General features: G+C 67.8%; 17 protein-coding genes. 10 read left to right on the plus strand and 7 right to left on the minus strand.

What is annotated here, in order from left to right; all coding sequences use genetic code 11:
• The first annotated feature begins 30 nt into the window (after positions 1 to 30).
• Genes D573_RS0111600 through hda form a run of 4 tightly spaced genes read left to right on the plus strand, consistent with a single transcriptional unit; the run spans position 31 to position 3,535 of the window.
• Complete coding sequence (locus tag D573_RS0111600) at positions 31 to 1,062, plus strand: DUF2066 domain-containing protein (protein ID WP_018938757.1); 1,032 nt, start codon at positions 31 to 33, stop codon at positions 1,060 to 1,062.
• Positions 1,063 to 1,098: 36 nt separating this feature from the next.
• On the plus strand, positions 1,099 to 1,689 hold the full coding sequence (locus tag D573_RS0111605; RefSeq protein WP_018168483.1) for a CDP-alcohol phosphatidyltransferase family protein: 591 nt from the start codon (positions 1,099 to 1,101) through the stop codon (positions 1,687 to 1,689).
• On the plus strand, positions 1,686 to 2,804 hold the full coding sequence (locus D573_RS0111610; protein WP_018938755.1) for an AI-2E family transporter: 1,119 nt from the start codon (positions 1,686 to 1,688) through the stop codon (positions 2,802 to 2,804). Before D573_RS0111605 ends, D573_RS0111610 begins: the two co-directional genes overlap by 4 nt.
• The gene (gene hda / locus D573_RS0111615; RefSeq protein WP_018938754.1) at positions 2,801 to 3,535 is read left to right on the plus strand and encodes a DnaA regulatory inactivator Hda; all 735 of its coding nucleotides are present in this window, start codon (positions 2,801 to 2,803) and stop codon (positions 3,533 to 3,535) included. The genes D573_RS0111610 and hda overlap by 4 nt, the downstream gene beginning before the upstream one ends.
• Positions 3,536 to 3,892: 357 nt before the next feature.
• On the opposite strand, the gene D573_RS0111620 is transcribed toward hda, so the two are convergent.
• Genes D573_RS0111620 through arsC form a run of 3 tightly spaced genes read right to left on the minus strand, consistent with a single transcriptional unit; the run spans position 3,893 to position 5,210 of the window.
• Positions 3,893 to 4,249 (minus strand): DUF2069 domain-containing protein, encoded by a 357-nt coding sequence (locus tag D573_RS0111620; protein ID WP_018143910.1) that lies wholly within the window; start codon positions 4,247 to 4,249, stop codon positions 3,893 to 3,895.
• The gene (wrbA, locus tag D573_RS0111625) at positions 4,246 to 4,857 is read right to left on the minus strand and encodes an NAD(P)H:quinone oxidoreductase (RefSeq protein ID WP_018938753.1); all 612 of its coding nucleotides are present in this window, start codon (positions 4,855 to 4,857) and stop codon (positions 4,246 to 4,248) included. The genes D573_RS0111620 and wrbA overlap by 4 nt, the downstream gene beginning before the upstream one ends.
• Complete coding sequence (gene arsC, locus D573_RS0111630; protein WP_018143908.1) at positions 4,854 to 5,210, minus strand: arsenate reductase (glutaredoxin); 357 nt, start codon at positions 5,208 to 5,210, stop codon at positions 4,854 to 4,856. Before arsC ends, wrbA begins: the two co-directional genes overlap by 4 nt.
• Positions 5,211 to 5,233: 23 nt before the next feature.
• Here arsC and D573_RS0111635 point away from each other — a divergent pair, with 23 nt between their 5' ends.
• Complete coding sequence (locus D573_RS0111635) at positions 5,234 to 5,524, plus strand: acylphosphatase (protein ID WP_018938752.1); 291 nt, start codon at positions 5,234 to 5,236, stop codon at positions 5,522 to 5,524.
• 12 nt (positions 5,525 to 5,536) lie between these two features.
• On the opposite strand, the gene D573_RS0111640 is transcribed toward D573_RS0111635, so the two are convergent.
• The 4 genes from D573_RS0111640 to D573_RS0111655 form a co-directional block, all read right to left on the minus strand.
• Complete coding sequence (locus D573_RS0111640) at positions 5,537 to 6,151, minus strand: hypothetical protein (protein WP_018938751.1); 615 nt, start codon at positions 6,149 to 6,151, stop codon at positions 5,537 to 5,539.
• A 68-nt stretch (positions 6,152 to 6,219) separates the two neighbouring features.
• A complete protein-coding gene (locus tag D573_RS0111645) occupies positions 6,220 to 8,082 on the minus strand; it encodes an SLC13 family permease (protein WP_026287980.1) in 1,863 nt (620 codons plus the stop codon).
• A gap of 72 nt (positions 8,083 to 8,154) precedes the next feature.
• On the minus strand, positions 8,155 to 9,867 hold the full coding sequence (locus D573_RS0111650) for a proline--tRNA ligase (protein ID WP_018938749.1): 1,713 nt from the start codon (positions 9,865 to 9,867) through the stop codon (positions 8,155 to 8,157).
• 34 nt (positions 9,868 to 9,901) lie between these two features.
• On the minus strand, positions 9,902 to 10,243 hold the full coding sequence (locus tag D573_RS0111655; protein ID WP_018649775.1) for a phenylpyruvate tautomerase MIF-related protein: 342 nt from the start codon (positions 10,241 to 10,243) through the stop codon (positions 9,902 to 9,904).
• A 286-nt stretch (positions 10,244 to 10,529) separates the two neighbouring features.
• Between D573_RS0111655 and D573_RS0111660 the strand changes: the two genes are divergently transcribed.
• The 5 genes from D573_RS0111660 to D573_RS0111680 all read left to right on the plus strand — a co-directional run bounded on the left by D573_RS0111660 (position 10,530) and on the right by D573_RS0111680 (position 19,412).
• Complete coding sequence (locus D573_RS0111660) at positions 10,530 to 11,555, plus strand: efflux RND transporter periplasmic adaptor subunit (RefSeq protein WP_018938748.1); 1,026 nt, start codon at positions 10,530 to 10,532, stop codon at positions 11,553 to 11,555.
• Positions 11,552 to 14,857: an efflux RND transporter permease subunit gene (locus tag D573_RS0111665; RefSeq protein WP_018938747.1), complete on the plus strand. Its 3,306-nt coding sequence runs from the start codon at positions 11,552 to 11,554 to the stop codon at positions 14,855 to 14,857. Before D573_RS0111660 ends, D573_RS0111665 begins: the two co-directional genes overlap by 4 nt.
• Positions 14,858 to 15,124: 267 nt before the next feature.
• Positions 15,125 to 15,343 (plus strand): hypothetical protein, encoded by a 219-nt coding sequence (locus D573_RS0111670; RefSeq protein WP_018938746.1) that lies wholly within the window; start codon positions 15,125 to 15,127, stop codon positions 15,341 to 15,343.
• A gap of 42 nt (positions 15,344 to 15,385) precedes the next feature.
• Positions 15,386 to 15,592, plus strand: coding sequence for a hypothetical protein (locus D573_RS0111675; protein ID WP_018176042.1), 207 nt, complete (start codon positions 15,386 to 15,388; stop codon positions 15,590 to 15,592).
• Between the two features lie 28 nt (positions 15,593 to 15,620).
• Complete coding sequence (locus tag D573_RS0111680; RefSeq protein WP_018938745.1) at positions 15,621 to 19,412, plus strand: PAS domain-containing protein; 3,792 nt, start codon at positions 15,621 to 15,623, stop codon at positions 19,410 to 19,412.
• Positions 19,413 to 19,442: the final 30 nt, after the last annotated feature.

The following is a 19,442-nucleotide window of genomic DNA, read 5'->3' on the forward strand; positions in this document are numbered from 1 at the left end:
GTGGCGCTTGTCGAACAATTGAACGCAACCATGTCACTGCACCCCCGAACGCATTCGCGCCTGGCTATCCTGCTGGGTCTTTTCCTCCTCGTGCTGGCCCCGGCGGCCGCGGTCGAAGGCCCGGTGGTGGTGAAGGTCACGGCCGAGGACGAGTCCGCGGCCCTGGAGCAGGGCCTGGAACAGGCGCTGGTGCGTCTGGCCGGGCTGCGCTCGGAGCCGGTACTGGAACTGGTCGAGGCGTTGCTGGACGCGCGTGACGACGCGGGCTGGATCGCGGCCCTGGAGCGCCGGCAGCAGGTCGAGGACGATTCCTACCGCCTGGAGTTCGACCGCTTCCGTCTGCGCACCGCGCTGCGCGATGCCGGGGTGCCATCCGTGCTCGGGGAGCGTCCGGGGCTGCTGGTCTGGGCCGTCCATGAGCGGGGCGGGCAGCGCGACCTGCTCGGGGATGCCGTGGACGGTCCGGGCATTCTCTCCGCGCTGGGGGATCTGGCCGCGGCGCGTGACATGCCGCTGTTGTTCCCCCTGGGCGACCTTCAGGACCGCCGCGCGGCCCAGCCGTCCGACATCGTCGGCGGCGTGACCGAGCCGCTGGTGGAGGCGGCGCGTCGCTACGACGCCGATGGCGTCGTGCTGCTGCATGTGCGCGAGACCACGAGCGGGGCGGAGGCGCGGGCGATTGCCGTGCACGATGGCCGCGAATATCGCAGCGCGGCGAGCGGGGAGAATCCCGGTACTGCGGCGCACGACGCGGTGGCGCGAGGGCTGGATCAGGTGGCCGAACGCCTGGCGCGGGTGGCGGCCGAGCCGGAATGGCTGCGTCTGGGCTTTGCCGGGGTTCAGGGCTATGGGGCCTTCGAGCGCCTGCGCGCCGAGCTGACGCGGTTGCAGGCGGTGGAGGCCGCGCGTCTGGATTCCCTGGCCGGCGATAGCGTGGTGCTGCAGGTCCGTACTGGACTCGAGCAGGACGATCTGATCGATCTGCTGCGTGGCTCCGGCTTCGCGCGGGCCGAGACGCCCGAGGACGCCGCCGGTGCCGATGCCTGGCTGGACCGGCGCTAATCCGCGCCGGTCTCGGTTCGCGCCCACTTTCATCGAATGTTCCCTCGCCACCAGATCCCCAACGCCGTCACCATTGGAAGGATCGCGCTGATTCCGCCGATCGTGTGGTTGTTGGCGCTGGAGTACTACGTGGTGGCGGTGGTGCTGCTGACGATCGCCGGGCTGAGTGATGCCCTGGATGGCTGGCTGGTGCGGCGCTACGGCTGGCACACGCGGCTCGGGGCCTGGCTGGACCCGGCAGCGGACAAGCTGCTGATGCTGGGGGTCTACGTCGCGGTGACGCTGTCCGGGCTACTGCCGTTGTGGCTGCTGGTGCTGGTGGTCGGGCGGGATGTCTGGCTGACCGTGGGCTCCGCGCTGTACCGGGTGTTCGTGGGCCCGCTGGCCATCCGGCCGCTACTGATCAGCAAGGTGAACACCTTTTTGCAGATTACGCTGGTGCTGGTCGCCATCGTGAAGGTCGGTCTGCTGGCGCTGGATCCGATCTGGGTGCAACTGCTGGTGATCGTCGTGGCCTTCACCACCGTGGCCAGCGGGCTGGCCTATACCGTGCAATGGGGGTTTTATGCCTGGCGTCACCTGCACGGACACACGAATCCGGCAGGGACCTCGGGGAGGACGCCATGAATCCGGATACCCGCGACCATGTCTGGCCGCTTTCGGCCGCCCCGCTGGCTGCCCTGGTTGGGCTGCTGGTCCTTGGCGGAGCGCTGTACCTGCTGGCGCCCATCCTCACGCCCTTCGTCGCAGCCCTGCTGATCGGCTACCTGTTCAACCCGCTGGTGACCCGGCTGGTTGCGCGCACGGGGCGTTCGCGCACCCTGGCGACCGTCGTGATCTTCCTGCTGGTGATGCTGGGGTTGGCGGCGCTGATCCTGATCCTGATCCCGCTGGCGATCGCCCAGTTCGAGCGGCTTACGCTGGCGATGCCGCAGATCCTCGGCTGGTTCGACGATCAGGTGCGCCCGTGGCTGGAGGATCTGGCCGGGGATTCCCTGCCGCCGCTGGATGCCAGCGCGCTGCAGGGGCTGGTGGCCGACCACTGGCGCGAGGCCGGCGGGCTGGCCGGGGGCGTGCTGCAATGGATCGGCAGCTCGACCGGCGCGCTGGTGCTGGGGGTGCTCAACGTGGTGTTGATCCCGGTGGTGAGCTTCTATCTGCTGCGCGACTGGCCGCGGCTGCTGGACGGCCTGCGGGATCTACTGCCGCAGGCCTGGCGCCCGGCGGTGCTGACCTTCGCCGCGGAGTCGGACGAGACCCTGGGGGCCTTCCTGCGCGGGCAGTTGCTGGTGATGCTGGCGCTGGGCCTGTTCTACGCCGTCACCTTGACCGTGGTGGGCGTGGAGATGGGGCTGGCGATCGGCCTGATCGCGGGGCTGGTGAGCTTCATTCCCTACGTCGGCGTGATCGTTGGCGTGTTGCTGGCCACCGCCGCGGCGCTGGTGCAGGGCGACGGCTGGAGCCTGCTGCTGATCGTGCTGGTGATCTTCGCCATTGCCCAGGTGCTGGAGTCCATGGTCCTGACGCCCTGGCTGGTGGGGGACCGCACCGGGCTGCACCCGGTCGCGGTGATCTTTGCCGTGCTGGCGGGCGGCCAGCTGTTCGGGTTCTTCGGCGTGCTGCTGGCGTTGCCGGTGGCGGCGGTCCTGGCCGTGGGTGTGCGCCATACCCTGGCGCACTACCGGCGGCTGAATGCCGGGGATGCGCCCGCGGATGCGGATACAGGGGGCGGAGGCTCATGACGACGGGGCAGGGGGGCAATGCTGCGCCGCAGCGCCAGCTCCCGCTGGATTTGCGCCTGCGCGACGCCTCGCGCTTTGCCAGCTTCTATCCGGGCGGCAACCGCCTCGCGCGGGACGCGGTGGAGGCCCTCTCGATCGGGACCGGGATGACCGAGCCACAGATTCTGTTGCACGGCCCGGCGGGCCTGGGCAAGACCCATCTGCTGCAGGCCGCCTGCCATCAGGGCCACGAACGCGGCGAGCCCGTGGCCTATCTGCCGCTGGCCGAACTGGTGACCGCGCCGCCGCTGGCGGTGCTGGATGGGCTGGAGCGCGCCCGCCTGGTTGCGCTGGACGATCTCGACGCGGTGGTCGGGCAGGGCGACTGGGACGAGGCCCTGTTCGGGCTGCTGAATCGACTTCGCGATGGCGGCTGCCGGGTGCTGCTGGCAGCCGCGCACGCGCCGGACGGGCTGGACAGTCGCCTGCCGGATCTGACCTCGCGCCTCGCCTGGGGGCCGGTGTTCCGCATACAGGCGCCGGAGGAGGAGGATCTCAAACGCATCCTCGCCCAGCGCGCGGTGCTGCGCGGGCTGGAGCTGCCGGAGGCGGTGGCCGAATACCTGCTGCGCCACTACCGCCGCGACCTGGTGGCGCTACTGGAGCTGCTGGACCGCCTGGACCTGGCCGCCCTGGCCGAGCAGCGGCGCCTGACCATCCCCTTCGTCCGCGACCAGCTCGCGCGTTTGTGATCGTCACCCCGAAGCGCACGCAGAAGGGCAAGGGCGATTCACAGGCAGAAGGGACGGGCAGAAGAGCGGAATTAGTTGGTTGGAGTCGATCGCCCGGAACGCCATCGCGGTGTGCAGTGCCCCACCGATGCCCGTCATCCCGGACACCGCGCAGCGGTGATCCGGGATCTGCCCACGGTGGTTTTCCTGCGCCAGAGATCCCGGCTCTGCGCTGCGCTCCGGCCGGGATGACGGGCAACGGAGGCGGCAGCTCCGAAGGTTTTTGCGCCCGTGGCACCCCACCCAGAACCGTCCCTATTTCCTGTGACTTGCCGTTGACCTTGCCCTTCTTCGTGCGCTTCGTGGTGGATGGAAAAGTCAGGAAGCCATCTGGCGGGCGCGGCGGGCGTCCAGCTTGACGTAGAGCAGGCAGCCGGCGAACCAGGCGAGGCTGGCGGTGGTCATCAGCACACCGTAGAGCCGGGCGTCCGCCGCGGCGGCCAGCGTGATACCGAGGGTGATGTAGGCCAGCGCCAGCAGGCTGGACCAGGCGTGGGTGTAGCGGCGTCCGTGCAGCATGCCGCGCAGCGGGAACATCAGCGGCAGGACCAGCACGACCAGCGCCACGGCGATCGGAACGATCTCCGGCGGGTCGATCCAGGTCGTCCAGATCAGGATCACGCCCAGCAGGCCGAAGTAGGCGATCAGCGCCAGCGCGCGGGCCGCGAGGATCATGCGTCGTCTCCGGCCTGGAGCCGCAGGGCAATGCGGCCGACGCGTTCGCCCAGCGCGCCGGCAATGCGCTGCTCGTCGCGCGTGACCGGGTGTTCGCCCTGTCCCCCCGCGACGTGGCTAGCGCCATAGGGCGAGCCGCCGCTCGTGGTGGTGCTCAGTTCCGGCACGGTGTAGGGCACGCCCACCCACAGCATCCCCTGGTGGATGAGCGGCATGCCCATGGTCAGCAGGGTGGTCTCCTGCCCGCCATGCTGGGTAGCGGTGCTGGTGAACAGCCCGAACGGCCGATCCACCAGCCCGCCGCTCGCCCAGAGACCGCTGGTGCCATCAAGGAAGTGTTTCAGCGGCGCGGCCATGTTGCCGAAGCGGGTGGGCGACCCCATCACCAGCCCGGCGCATTCTTCGAGGTCGCGGGTCTCCGCGTAGGGCGGGCCGTCGGCGGGGACCGCCGGGGCGTCGCCGGTGATGTTAGTGCTCACCGGCGGTACGGTGCGCACGCGGGCGACCGCACCGGCGCGCTCCACGCCACTGGCCACGTGGCGGGCCAGTTCTGCCGTCGCCCCATAACGGCTGTAGTACAGCACGAGGATCTCGGGGGCGGCGCTCACGACAGGATCTCCAGGACCTGTTCCGGCGGGCGCCCGATACGGGCGTCGTCGCCGTGGACGAGGATGGGGCGCTCGATCAGTTTCGGATGCTGGACCATGGTCTGGATCAGCGCTTCGTCGTCCATCTCGGCATCCTTCAGGCCCAGCTCGCGGTATTCCGCCTCGCCGGTGCGCAGAAGGTCGCGTGGCGCAATGCCGAGCTTGTCCACGATCGCGCGCAGGGTGGCCGCGTCCGGCGGGGTCTTCAGGTATTCGACGATCTGCGGTTCCACGCCCTGTTCGCGCAGCAGCGCCAGGGTCGCACGCGACTTGCTGCAGCGCGGGTTGTGGTACAGCGTAGGGGCATCGGACATGAATCCACTCCGGAGGACAACAAATGACGGAGACCAATGATAACCATGCCCGCCGCTGGCGTGTGAGCGGCCAGGTACAGGGCGTGTTCTTCCGCGCGGCCACCCGCGACGAGGCGCAACGCCTGCACCTGACCGGTTATGCCCGCAACCAACCGGACGGCAGCGTGGAGGTGCTGGCCGTGGGTCCGCGCAATGCACTGGACGCGCTGGAGGAGTGGCTGGCGGACGGCCCGCGTATGGCGCGGGTCGACGCGGTGGAGGCCGAGGAGTTGCCGCCGCCCGACCCGGCGCCGGGAGACTTCTCCACCGGTTGACCCGATGGCGCGTCAGTAGCGCCGCAGCGGGCGGCCCGGTGGCGGAATGACCTGGACGAAGGCACGCACGTCGCGCAGCCGGTGTGGCCCGTCCGAACGAATGCGGGACTCGGCCCCCTGCATCCAGTCGCCGTCCCAGGCGACGCGTGCGGCCCCGGTGCGGGAATGGCGCGGCAGGTCGATCAGCAAGAGGCCGTCTTCATAGGCGACGTCGAGCTCGCTGCGATAGCGCTCGGCGTGGACCTCGATGCTGCGGGTCTCGCCAGTGGCAAGGGTAAAGCTTGTCGGCTCCAGCGCCCGTTCGCGCCCGCCGATACGCAGGGTCCCGCCGCGCAGGCTGACGCGGATCAGGTCCCCCGGCAGTCCCGCATCGCCGCTGCGGATCGCGGCGACCTGCGCCGCCCGTTCGGCCGCCAGCGCCGCCTCCTGCTCGGCCTCCGCCTGCAGGCGCGCCTCGCGCGCCTTCTGCACCGATTCCCAGGCGCGGATGGCCTCGACACGCTCGGCCTCGCCCATCGTGTCCCACTGTTCCTCGCTTACCCCGTAGATCCGCGGGCTGCAGGCGGCCAGAAGCAGCACCATGGATGCGGCTGCCAAGGGGAGCATTCGATGAAGGGTTTCGGCCATATCGGGTTCCGGTGCAGGGGCGCTGCCGCCAGTCTCTCCGTCCAGGCTGTATCGGGGCTGAACCGGGCTCAGAAGATCAGGTTGATCACGAGCAGCGAGACGACCATGAAGAGCACGGTCATCAGGGAGCCGGCGCGCAGGTAGTCGGCCACGCGGTAGCCGCCGGGGTCCATGATCAGGGCGTTGACCTGGTGGGTGGGCAGGATGAACGAGTTGGAGGCGGCGATCGCGACGATCAGTGCAAAGACCCGCGGATCGGCGTCGATGCCCATGCCCTGGGCGACGCTCGCGAAGCTGACCGCCAGCGGCACCAGCAGCACGGTGGCGCCGACATTCGACATCACCAGCGTGAAGAAGGTGGTCAACAGGAAGACCGCGACCTGCAATACCCAGACCGGCATCCCCTCCAGCTGCTGCATGCCGTTGGTCGCGATCCACTCCCCGGCGCCGGAGTTCTCCACCGCAAGCCCCAGCGGGATCAGCGAGGCCAGCAGAAACACCGTCTTCCAGCTGATGCCGCGATAGGCCTCGTCCATGCTGATGACGCCGCTGAAAATCATCCCCAGTGCGCCGCCCAGCAGGGCCAGCGCCAGCGGCAGGTCGGTGAACAGCACGAGCCCCAGCCCCAGCGCGAGCGACCCGAGCGCAGCCAGCGGCCGGTGGGTCTTCGAGGCCTCCTGCTTGCGCCGCGGATAGCGGCTGGTCACCACCACGAAGTCGCGGTTGTCCTCCAGCGCCTGCAGGTGCTCCCATGGGGTATGCACCACCAGCGTGTCACCGGCCTTCAGCGGGGTGTCCGGGACCTCTTCGATGATCAGGTCGTCGCCGCGCTGGATGCGCAGGACCGAGATGCCGTAGGTGCGGCGCATGCCCTTGTCGCGCACGGTCTGTCCGATCAGCTCCGAGCCGGGCGGCACGATGACCTCGGCGATCCCGCCATGGCGGGCCGACAGCACGCGCGCAAACACATCCAGCTCGTCCTTGAGGACGGTCCCGGTACTGTCGCAGGTCTTCTCGATGGTGGTGACCGGTCCGAGGATGGCCAGGTGCGCCCCGTGCTTCAGTTCCACGTCGCGGTTGGGCTCGATGCGGGTCTCGTCATCGCTGGTCACGCCGACGACGTGTACGCCAAAGGCCGCTTCGAAATCGCCCACCGTGCGTCCGGCCAGCGAGCTGTCCTCGCCCAGGCGCGCCTCGCGCACGCCGAAGTCCATGCCATAGACCTCGCGGAACCAGGCGGAAGTGGTCTGCACCCGGCTCTCGTCCGGGTCTTCCGTCTGCGGATCGCGGGCGGGCAGAACCCATTTCCCGAGCACCGCGAAGTACAGGATCAGGGTGGCCAGCAGAGCCAGCCCGATGGGCGTCACGTCGAAGAGGCCAAAGCCCTCGACATCCCCGGGTAGCAGGTCGTTGAGCAGGATCAACGGGCTGGAGGCGACCAGTGTGAGTGTGCCCCCGACGATCGCGGCAAAACCCATCGGCATCAGCAGGCGCGAGCGCGGGATGCGGGCGGCAGCACCAATGCGATTGATCACCGGCATGAACAGCGCGGCCGCGCCGATGTTCTGCATGAAGCTGGTCACGATGCCCACGGCGCCCGAGGTGGTCGCCATCACCCGGCGTTCCGTCTTCCCACCAAACCGCAGGATCAGGTCCGCCAGGCGGTTCATCACTCCGGAGCGGTCCAGCCCCGTGCCGATGATCATCACCGCGATGATCGCGATGACCGCGTTCGAGGCAAAGCCGGAGAAGAGCGCCTCGCCCTCGACGATCGGCGCGACCCCCGGCACCAGCGCGACCATCCCCAGCAGGAACAGCACACTCAGCGCCGCGAGGTCGATCCGGATCACCTCGGTCACGAACAGCAGGATCGTCAGCCCCAGCAGGCCGAACACGATCCCCATCTCCAGCGTGAACGCTATGTGTTCCATTGCACCCGGCGCTTGCCGCGCGTGGCGGCGTTTCGGATCAGCACATCATGAACCGCAGACAAAGCGCGTGCCTCATCCCCGCAGGCGTTCGCGCAGGGTGTCGATCAGGTTGTCGAGCGGCAGGTGTTCGGCCTCGGGGGCGCGGCGGTCCTGGTACTCGAGTTCGCCGGCGTCCAGGCCGCGTTCGCCAATGACGATGCGGTGCGGGATGCCGATCAGCTCCATGTCGGCGAACATCACGCCGGGGCGCTGTCCGCGGTCGTCCAGCAGGACCTCGAAGCCGGCTGCCTGCAGGTCGTCGTGGAGCTTCTCCGCTGCCTCGCGCACGCGCTGGGATTTCTTCGCGCCGATCGGGCACAGCGCGATATCGAAGGGCGCGATGGCGGTGGGCCAGCAGATGCCGCGCTCGTCGGAGTTCTGCTCGATGGCCGCCGCCACGACGCGCGAGACGCCGATGCCATAGCAGCCCATGGTCACGACCTGTTCGCGGCCGTCCTCGTCCAGCACGCGGGCGCCCAGGGCCTGGCTGTACTTGTCGCCCAGCTGGAAGATGTGGCCGACCTCGATGCCGCGACGGATTTCGATGGGACCGGAGCCGTCGGGGGCCGGTTCGCCCTCGGTGATGTTGCGCAGGTCCGCGCTCTCCGGTTGCGGCAGGTCGCGGCCCCAGTTCACGCCGGTCAGGTGATGGCCGTCTTCGTTGGCGCCGACCACGAAGTCGGCCATGCCCAGCATCGCCTGGTCGGCCAGCACCGGGATCGGGCTGCCCACCGGGCCCAGCGAGCCGGGGTCGGCGCCGAATGCGGTGCGGATCTCGGCCGCCTCGGCCATGCGCAGCGGTTCGGCGATCCAGGGGTGCTTCTCGGCCTTGACCGCGTTCAGTTCGTGGTCGCCGCGCAGCACGATGGCGACCAGGTCGGCGTCGATCTCTTCGGAGGCGGCGACCACCAGGGTCTTTACCGTCTGCTCGGTCGGGATGTTCAGGAACCCCGCCAGCTCGTCGATGGTGTGCACGTCGGGTGTGGCGATCTTCGCCATCTCCGTGCCGGGTGCCGGGGCCGGGTCCGGCTGAGGGCAGGGGGCCAGTTCGACGTTGGCGGCGAAGCCGGCCGGGGAGAAGGCGATGGCGTCCTCGCCGGAGCTGGCGAGGACGTGAAATTCGTGCGACGCATTGCCGCCGATGGCGCCGGTGTCGGCCTCCACCGCGCGGAAGTCCAGCCCGCAGCGTTCGAAGATGCGGGTGTAGGCGGCGTGCATCTGGCGGTAGGTCTCGGCCAGCGAGTCGCCGTCGATGTGGAACGAGTAGGCGTCCTTCATCAGGAACTCGCGCGCGCGCATGATCCCGAAGCGCGGGCGGCGCTCGTCGCGGAACTTGGTCTGGATCTGGTAGTAGTTGATCGGCAGCTGGCGGTAGCTGCGGACCTCGCGGCGTACCAGGTCCGTGATGACCTCCTCGTGGGTCGGGCCGAAGCAGAAGTCGCGGTCGTGGCGGTCCTTCAGGCGCAGCAGCTCGGCGCCGTAGAAGTCCCAGCGCCCGGATTCCTGCCACAGCTCGGCGGGCTGCACCGCCGGCATCAGCACCTCCAGCGCCCCGGCGCGGTTCATTTCCTCGCGCACGATGCCCTCGACCCGGCGCAGCACGCGCAGCCCCAGTGGCAGCCAGGTGTACAGCCCGGAGGCCAGCCGGCGGATGTAGCCGGCGCGCAGCATCAGCTGGTGGGAGATGATCTCGGCGTCGGCCGGGGTTTCCTTCAGGGTGTTCAGCGGGAATTGCGAGACGCGCATCGGGGGCAGTCCGTGGTTGATGGCTGGAAAGGGTTCAGAACGTGGTGCCGTTGGTGCCCCAGAAGTGGCGCGGGGCATCGGCGAATTCGATATAGACGCGGGCGGGTTCGATACCCAGCTCAGCCTGCAGGGCGTCGCACAGCTTGCGCGACAGCTCGCGGGTCAGGCCCTCGGGCAGGCCGATGCTCTTGAGCTCGCAGTAGGCGAGCGCATCGGTACTGCCGCCAAAGCACATGGCCGGGTTATGCGTGCAGGCCACCATCACGTAGCCCTCGGGCTTGCCCAGCCAGTCGGCGACCTGCGCGGACAGGCGCTGGCTGAGGCCGGTGGCATCGTCCGGCAGGGCGGTATTGGTCTCGACTCGCAGCAGCGGCATGGCGTCCTCCAGATCTTGTGTGGTTCCCGGATCGGTCGCCATGATACGGGGAGCGCGGGTGCGCTGCAGCGTCCCGGCGAGTCGCCGGGGTGGGTGAAACCCTTGTCAGGGTGGCTATACTCGCTGCGAGGGAGCGGACCGGTCGCGGGAGGATGCGCCCGGATTGCGTTCAGCATCAGGAAATAATAAATTAGAAAAAGCTAATATATGGAGCCGGGACAAGTGCGAGACGGCCCATCCCCGGCGACCTCACCAAGCAAGGAAAGACCCCATGACACGAATCCGGATGCGCCACACCCTGTGGGCCCTGCTGCTGTTGCCGTTTGCGGCCCAGGCGGAGCTGCCGTTCGACACGGCCACCGCGGAACGCCAGACGATTGCCCAGGAACGCATCCTGGATGGCCGCGTCGAGGCGGTGCAGCGGTCCACGATCTCCGCCCAGACGTCCGGGCGCATCCGCGAGATCTACGTGGACGTGGATGACTTCGTCGAGGTCGACGAGCTCCTGGTTCGGGTCAGCGATACCGAGCAGCAGGCTCGTGTGAGCCAGGCAGAGGGCGATCTGGCCGACGCCCGCGCCCGCTTCAACGAGGCGCGTTCGGAGTTCGACCGGATTGAGGATGTGTTCGAGCGGGGGGTGGTCTCGCGCTCCGAGTTCGACCGCGCCGAGGCCGCGCTGGGTTCGGCGCGTGCCCGCCTGCGCTCGGCCGAAGGTCGGGTCGAGGAGGCCCGCGAGCAGCTCGGCTACACCGAGGTGTATGCGCCGTATTCCGGGATCGTCACCGAGCGTCATGTCGAGGTCGGCGAATCGGTCAGCCCGGGTTCACCGCTGCTGTCCGGGATCAGCCTGGATCAGTTGCGCGTTGCCGTGGATGTGCCGCAGCGCCTGATCCACAACGTGCGCGAGCGGCGCAGTGCCGAGGTCCTGCTGAACGGGGACCGGGTGGCGGCCGAGAGCCTGACTATCTTCCCCTATGCCGACCCGGCCAGCTCCACCTTCCGGATTCGCGTGAACCTGCCGGAGCAGCAGGACCTGGGCCTTTTCCCCGGCATGTTCGTGAAGACCGCCTTCGTGGTGGAGGACGTTGAACGCCTGCTGGTGCCGGTGGAGGCCGTGGTCTATCGCAGCGAGGTTATTGCCGTGTACGTCGTCGATGAGGACGATCGGGTCGCGTTCCGCCAGGTGCGGGTCGGGCGCCAGCATGACGGCATGATCGAGATCCTCGGCGGTCTGGACGACGATGAACGCGTGGCGCTGGATCCGGTGCATGCGCAGATCTATCTGAAGGAACATCAGCAGGTGAACCGATGAGCGATGCCGGCACGGAGGGGGCGTCCGAGCGCATGGGGATCTCCGGGCGCATTGCCAAGGCCTTCCTGACTACCCAGATCACCCCGCTGCTGGCCCTGATCGGTCTGCTGCTGGGGTTGTTCGCGATCCTGGTCACGCCGCGCGAGGAAGAGCCGCAGATCAACGTGACCATGGCCGATGTGTTCATCCCGTTCCCGGGGGCGAGCGCGCAGGAGGTGGCCCAGCTGGTGGCCACGCCGGCCGAACAGGTGCTCTCGGAGATCGAGGGCATCGACGACATCTATTCGACCTCGCGCCCGAACATGGCGCAGATCACCATCCAGTTCGAGGTCGGCGAGGATCGCACCGCGGCACTGGTGCGCCTGTACAACCAGGTGTTCTCCAACCAGGACTGGTTGCCCCAGGGGCTGGGGGTCGGCGAGCCGATCATCAAGCCGATGGGGATCGACGACGTGCCGATCGTCAACGTGACCCTGTGGACCGAGGATCCCGAGCGCGGCGGGCACGACCTGCTGCGTGTGGCGCACGGCATCGAGGCCGAGCTCAAGCGCGTGCCGGGCACCCGCGACATCTACACCGTCGGTGGGCCGGATCACGTGGTGCATGTGCGCTTCAAGCCGGAGACCCTGGCGGCCCACAACCTGTCGGTGGACGACCTGCGCGACAGCCTTCAGGCCTCGAACTTCTCGCGCGATGCTGGCCGGCTGTACCAGGACGACGAGGAAATCCTGATCCAGGCCGGCGACTTCATCACCGAGCCCGAGGCGTTCGCCAGCCTGGTGGTCGGGATGCACGAGGATCGCCCGGTCTACCTGTCGGATGTTGCCGAGGTGGTACAGGGTCCGGCCTATGCCACCGAGCATGTGCGCTTTGCCCATGGCGCCGCCGCGGGGGATCGCGCGCGCCTGGGTGATAGCCATCCGGCGGTCACGGTGGCGATCGCGAAGCAGCCGGGGACCAATGCCCCGGATATCGCCGATGCCCTGGTCGAGCGGCTGGAGCAGTTGCGCGGGACCTACATCCCGGACGGCATCGAGACGACCATTACCCGCAATTACGGCCAGACCGCGGACGACAAGGCCAACACGCTGATCCAGAAGCTGATCCTGGCAACCGCCTCGGTGGTCATCCTGGTGTGGATCGCGCTGGGCTGGCGCGAGGCGTTTATCGTTGGCGTGGCGGTGGTGATCACCCTGGCGATCACGCTGTTTGCCTCCTGGGCCTACGGCTTCACACTTAACCGGGTGTCGCTGTTCGCGCTGATCTTCTCCATCGGGATACTGGTGGATGACGCCATCGTCGTGGTCGAGAACATCCACCGGCACATGGCCAAGGGCGGCAAGAAGTTCATCGAGGCGATTCCGCTCGCGGTGGACGAGGTGGGCGGACCGACGATCCTCGCGACCTTTGCGGTGATTGCGGCACTGTTGCCGATGGCCTTCGTGACCGGCCTGATGGGCCCGTACATGAGCCCGATCCCGATCAACGCCTCGATGGGGATGATCATCTCGCTGGCGGTGGCCTACGTAGTCACGCCCTGGCTGACCTACAAGGTCCTGCGTCGCCAGGCCGAGAAGCATGAGCATGCCGCGCCGGCCAGTGGTGGTCATGGCGCGGAGGGCGAGAGCGCCTCGGCCGGGCTGATGAAGCTCTTCAACACCCTGCTGCTGCCCTTCCTTGGTACTGGCGGACGCAAGAAGGTCAACCGCCTGGCGCTGTGGGTGGGCACCCTGGTGCTGATTCTGGCCTCGGTGTCGCTGGCGTACTTCCAGCTGGTGGTCATGAAGATGCTGCCGTTCGACGACAAGTCGGAGTTCCAGGTGGTGCTGGACATGCCGGAAGGGACCAGCCTGGAACGGACCTCCCGCGTGCTGGCGGAGATGGGGGACTACCTGAAGACGGTCCCCGAGGTGCACAACGTGCAGACCTACGCGGGCACCGCGGCGCCGATCAACTTCAACGGCCTGGTGCGTCAGTACTACCTGCGCGAGGGCTCGCACGTCGGCGACATTCAGGTGAACCTGGTCGATTCCTACGAGCGCGATCGCAAGAGCCACGCGGTGGCCCTCGGCGTGCGCGAGGCGATCAACGCGATCGCCGATCGGCATGGCGCGGCGGTCAAGGTGGTCGAGGTCCCGCCGGGGCCGCCGGTGATGTCGCCGATCGTCGCCGAGATCTACGGACCGGACTACGACGGCCAGATCGAGATCGCCCGGCAGGTGCGCGAGCGTTTCGAGAACACCGATGGCCTTACCGATATCGACGACTCGGTCGAGTATCCCGGGCAGAAGAAGATCCTGCAGGTCGACCGCGAACGCGCCGCGCGCCTGGGTGTGTCGCAACAGGCGGTGGTGCAGGCGATCGAGACCGCCCTGTCGGGTGAGGACGTGACCTACCTCTACGGCTCCAACGTAAAGTACGCGGTGCCCGTGCGCCTGGAGTTCGAGCAGGCCGAGAAGGGCAGCCTGGACCCGGTGCTCGGGCTCAAGGTGCGCTCGCGCGACGGCACGCTGGTGCCGCTGTCCGAGGTCGTCAATGTCGTCGACTCGAGTCTCGAGCACTCGATCCACCACAAGAACCTGCTGCCGGTGGTCTACGTGATGGGCGACCTGGCCGGTGGGCTGGATAGCCCGCTGTACGGCATATTCGACATGTTCTTCGGCCTGCGCGACCAGCCCATGGCCTACGACGAGCCGCTGGAGCAGCTGTTTATCAGTCAGCCGGACAATCCCTACAACTTCTCGCTGAAGTGGGATGGCGAGTGGCAGGTGACCTACGAGACCTTCCGCGACATGGGGATCGCCTACTCGGTGGGGCTGCTCCTGATCTACCTGCTGGTGGTGGCGCAGTTCCGCTCGTACATGGTGCCGCTGATCATCATGGCGCCGATCCCGCTGACCGTAATCGGGGTGATGCCGGGGCATGCCTTCATGGATGCCTTCTTCATGGACGCCAAGTTCACCGCAACCTCGATGATCGGGATGATCGCGCTGGCCGGGATCATCGTGCGCAACTCCATCCTGCTGGTGGACTTCATCAACGAGGAGATTCGCCGCGGCGTGGATGTGATCGAGGCGGTGGTGCACGCCGGTGCGGTGCGCGCCAAGCCGATCGTGCTGACCGGCCTGGCGGCGATGGTCGGGGCCGGGTTCATCCTCGACGACCCGATCTTCTCCGGCCTGGCGATCTCGCTGATCTTCGGCGTGTTCGTCTCCACGCTGCTGACGCTGGTGATCATCCCGGTGCTGTACTACCTGTACGTGCGCACCCGGGTCGACCTGATCCGCGCCCAGACGGCGTAAGCCAAACCGGCCATCGCGAGGAGCGCAGCGACGTGGCGATCTACACGGCCGGCCCCGGCGCCGGCTAGGGCGAACGTCGGGGGGTTCGTCCGGAGATTACTCGCTGCGCTCGCCCTTCGGGCCGGCCTGCGGCCGTTCAACGCGCTTCGCGCTTTTGTGCCACGGCCCCTTCGGGGCCTCGCAATGACGTGACTGGAGTCCGGCGTTTTCGCCATCGGTGCGTGACCGGCTACAATCGGCGCCATCTAACCGAATGGGAGTCGCTCGATGGATGTCGAGATGGGAGAGAACGGCCTGAATGTCCTCGGAATCAGCCGTGAGCAGTGCGCCACCCTGGTCGAGGTGCTGAAAGCCAGCGAGGACCAGCGCTTCATGGACGACCCCGAACTGCGCAAGCTGTTCAAGCTGCTGGCCGTACTGCAGAGCGATCTGTGGGACGACATGACCGCCGGGGAATTCGACTTTACCCCCTACAAGAAACAGTAGCGTTCACTGGCGTCGCTCCAGGCGCCTGCACCGGAGCCGTCCATGCCCGACAATGAATCCCGCCGGCCGTCCAATTTCGTGATCGGCAATATCTTCCTTGGTGCTGCCGCCATCATGCTGTTTTTCTTCGTGACGCTCTGGGAGGTCCTCGGGGTGTTCGCGCTGCTCATGTGGATGGGGCTGGCCGCCATCGGGGTCTACTTCATCGTGAAAGACAAGGACATCAACCCGGGCGGCCCGCCGAACTGACCCGTTGCATTCGTTACAGCCAACGGCCGTGAACCCGGCCCCGGCATCGCCGGGGCTGGCGCGTTTGCGGGGCGAGTTTCTCGAGTCCCTGGCCCAGCGGGTTGCGGAACTGGAGCGGCTGTCCCGGGCCCTCGACGGTTCGGCCCAGGATGGCGACCGGCTGACCACGCTGTACCGCGAGGCCCAGACCCTGGCGCAGGCCGCCCAGATTTTCGATATCGGATTGATTCGCGCGGTGGCTGAATCGCTGTGTGCCGCCCTGGCCGGCGTTCGTCGTGCCCCGGCCGGGCCGGATCGCGACCTGATCCATGCCGGGGTTCGGCGCCTCGCGATGAGTGTTGAGGCCTACCGGCAGCGTGCGCGTCCGGTCGCGCAGGCCCGCATGCAGCCCTTGGGCGGGCGCCCGGCCGAAACGCGGGTGTGCCTGATCGACGACGGTGGCGAGGCCGGCGACGAGATCGCTCGCATGCTCGACGAGCAGGGCTTTCGCGTGACGCGGGGTGAAATGGGTGGCACTGGGACCGATAGTGCCCCTGAGGACGCCCCTTTATCCGCCGTGGTGCTGTGCGCCGATACCGTGGCCACGGACGGTGGCGGGTTGCCCGGCTTGGGGGCCGCGTTGGGTAGCGGTCTGCCGGTGCTGGCTGTTGCGCGCAGCTGGAGTTCCGGGGCGCGACTCGAATGCGTGCGCCAAGGCGTGGCGCGTTGTCTTGATCATCCGCTGGCCACGGACACCCTGATCGAGCAGTTGATACAGATCGGCGGCCTGATCGTCGATTCGGACTACCGCGTGCTGCTGGTCAAGAATGATGCGGCCGACGGCGGCCTCGAGTCGTACCTGACTGGCGCCGGTCTGGGTGTAGCCACCGCCTCCGATCCGGAGGTCGTCCGACGTCATCTGCGCGAGGCCGGCGCGGATGTGGTCGTCCTGGATCTGCAGGGGCTAGCCGAACCGGTGGAGTCGTTTGTCGCGTTGCTGCGCACCCGGGACAATGGTGGCGCGATCCCGCTGCTTCTGTTGACCGAGGATCCCAGTCGGATCAATCACCTGATGACGTTGCATCCAGGGGTTGCCGGGGTGTTCCTGAAGCCGGTGGAGCCGGCGCGAGTCGCGGCAACCATCACCGCACGGGCGCGCCAGATGCGCCAGATTGACGGGGTCAGCCAGGCCTATCGGGATGCGCTGTACGAGCGCGAGCGCGAGCACGTGGCGGTCAACGAGCACTCCCTGGTCAGCATCGCCGATATCGCCGGCAATATCATCTACGCCAACGAGCGGTTCGCGCGGGTGAGCGGCTACGCCGTGTCCGAGCTTATGGGGTGCAACCACCGGATCCTGAAGTCCGGGCAACATCCGCCGGAGTTCTACGCCGACTTGTGGGAGACCATTGCCGCCGGCCAGATCTGGCGGGGCGAGGTGTGCAACCGGGCGCGCAGTGGATCGCTGTACTGGGTGGAGACCACCATCGTCCCGTATCTCGGAAGCAACGGTCGTCCCTACCAGTACGTGTCGATTCGCACCGAGATCACCCACGTGAAGCATCAGGAGCACCGCCTGCGTTCGAGCCAGACCTTCGCCAACATGGGGACCTGGGAGTGGGCGCCGAACCGCGAGGCGCTGGGCTGGTCGGAGCGCATCCCGCCGCTTCTGGGCTATCCCGAGGGCGGGCTGGAGCCGACGGTCTCCAATTTCTTGGATGCCGTGCATCCCGATGATCGCGCCCGGGTACGCACCGCCATCGCCAGCAGCCTACGCCGCGGTTCCTACCTCGAGCTGGAACACCGGGTGATGTGGCCGGACGGGTCGGAACACTGGCTGCTGGAACGTGGCGACGTGGTGCGCGGCCAGGACGGCGAGATCCTGTACATGCTGGGCGTGATGCAGGACATCACCAAGCGCAAGAATTCCGAGCTGGCGCTGTCCGACCTGTCCACCCGCCTGCTGGAGTCGCAACGGCTCGCGCGTATCGGCAACTGGGAGATGGATGCGCTTGATGGGCGGATCACCTGGTCCCGGGTGCTCCGCGAGATCTTCGAGCTGGATGCCGAAGACGCGCCGCTCGAACGTGACGACTACCTGAACCTGGTTCACCCGGAGGACCGCCATCAGGTCGAGAGCTTCCTGGCTGGCGTCGGCGAGAGTCGGCACCACGAGATCAACCACCGGGTGGAGCTGCCCGGCGGACGCATCCGCTTTGTCCACATGATCGCGAGCGGACGCTTCGATAGCGACGGCCGATTGACGCACGTCGGCGGAAGCTTGCAGGACATCACCGAGCTGCACCAGGCGCAGGAACACCTGGCGTTGTTCCAGCGCATCTTCGAAGCCTCCGAACAGGGGATCGAGGTGGTGGATCGCGAAGGCCGCTTCGTCTACGTCAATCTGGCTGCTCTGGAGATGCTGGGCTACCGTTCGGAGGAGTTGCTGGGCCGGGATTTCCACGAGCTGGGGATCATCCCGGCGGAGAACAAAAAGGAGGAGCAGGAGATCGACCAGGTGCTGGCCGAGGGCGGGGCCTGGACGGGCAAGCTGCCCCAGCGCTGTGCCAACGGGGCCGTGTTTATTACGGCCAGCACGATCGGCGTGGTGCGCGATGCCCGCGGGGAGCCGCAATACGGCTTCAACATCTTCAGTGATTTTACCGACGAATTGCGCCGTCGCTCGGAGCTCCATCGGGCCCGCGAGACGGCCGAGGCGGCCAACCGCGCCAAATCCGACTTCCTTTCCAACATGAGCCACGAACTGCGCACGCCGATGAATGCCGTTCTCGGCTTTGCCCAGTTGCTGGAGAGCGATCCGGCGCTGGATGGACACCAGCGTGGCCACCTGGAGGAGATCACGCGCGCGGGCCGGCACCTGCTGGACCTGATCAACGAGATCCTGGACCTGGCCCGAATCGAGGCCGGTCGCATGCGGGTCGAGCCGGAACCGGTGGCGCCGGGGCCCGTCCTGGAGGAGTGTCTGTCCCTGCTGGAGCCCATGGCACGCGAGTGTCGCGTGGAGCTTGAGCCGGACGCCCTGCCGACCGTGATGTTGCAGGCCGATCCGCGGCGGCTAAAGCAGGTGCTCCTGAACCTGCTCTCCAATGCGATCAAGTACAACCGGCCCGGCGAAAGCGTGCGTGTGAGTGGCGAGGTGGGGGACGCTGATGTGCGGATCGCTGTGCGTGACAGCGGGCCGGGCCTGACCGAGGAACAGTGCCGGCGGTTGTTCCAGCCGTTCGAACGGCTGGCGGCGGAGGAGCAAGGGATCGAGGGCAGCGGTGTCGGGCTTGCGGTTACCCGCAATCTGGTCGACCTGGTGGGGGGCGAGATCGGGGTCGACAGCGTGCCGGGAGAGGGCAGTACCTTCTGGTTCCGTCTGCCCCGGGCCCGTGACCGGATGCCGTCCGGCACCGGGGACGATGCGGCACTGCCCGGCGGCTCCGGCGCGCCGGGCGACTGCCGCGTGCTTTGCATTGAGGACCACGATGCCAACCAGCGTCTGATGCGCGAGATGCTCAAACAGCAGGGCGCGGCCGACTGCCGCATGGCGGAATCCGCCGCCGAGGGACTCGACATGGCCCTGCGGGATCCGCCCGAGCTGATCCTGCTGGACCTGAACCTGCCGGTGATGGATGGGTTTCAGGTGCTGCGCGCGTTGCGGGCCGAGCCGGAGCTGGCCGCGATCCCGGTAATTGCGGTGACCGCCGATGCCACGGATGCCACGCGCCAGCGGGCCGAACAGGCCGGTTTCAACGACCTGTTGACCAAGCCGATCGGTGCGAGTGACCTCCTGCGGGCGCTGGATCACTGCCGCGCGAGTCGCCCGGACGGTTGACCCCGCGAGGGAGTGCGTCGCGCACGCCGT

The sequence above is a fragment of the Thioalkalivibrio sp. AKL9 genome (genome assembly GCF_000377825.1).
GTDB classification, from domain to species: Bacteria; Pseudomonadota; Gammaproteobacteria; order Ectothiorhodospirales; family Ectothiorhodospiraceae; genus Thioalkalivibrio; species Thioalkalivibrio versutus.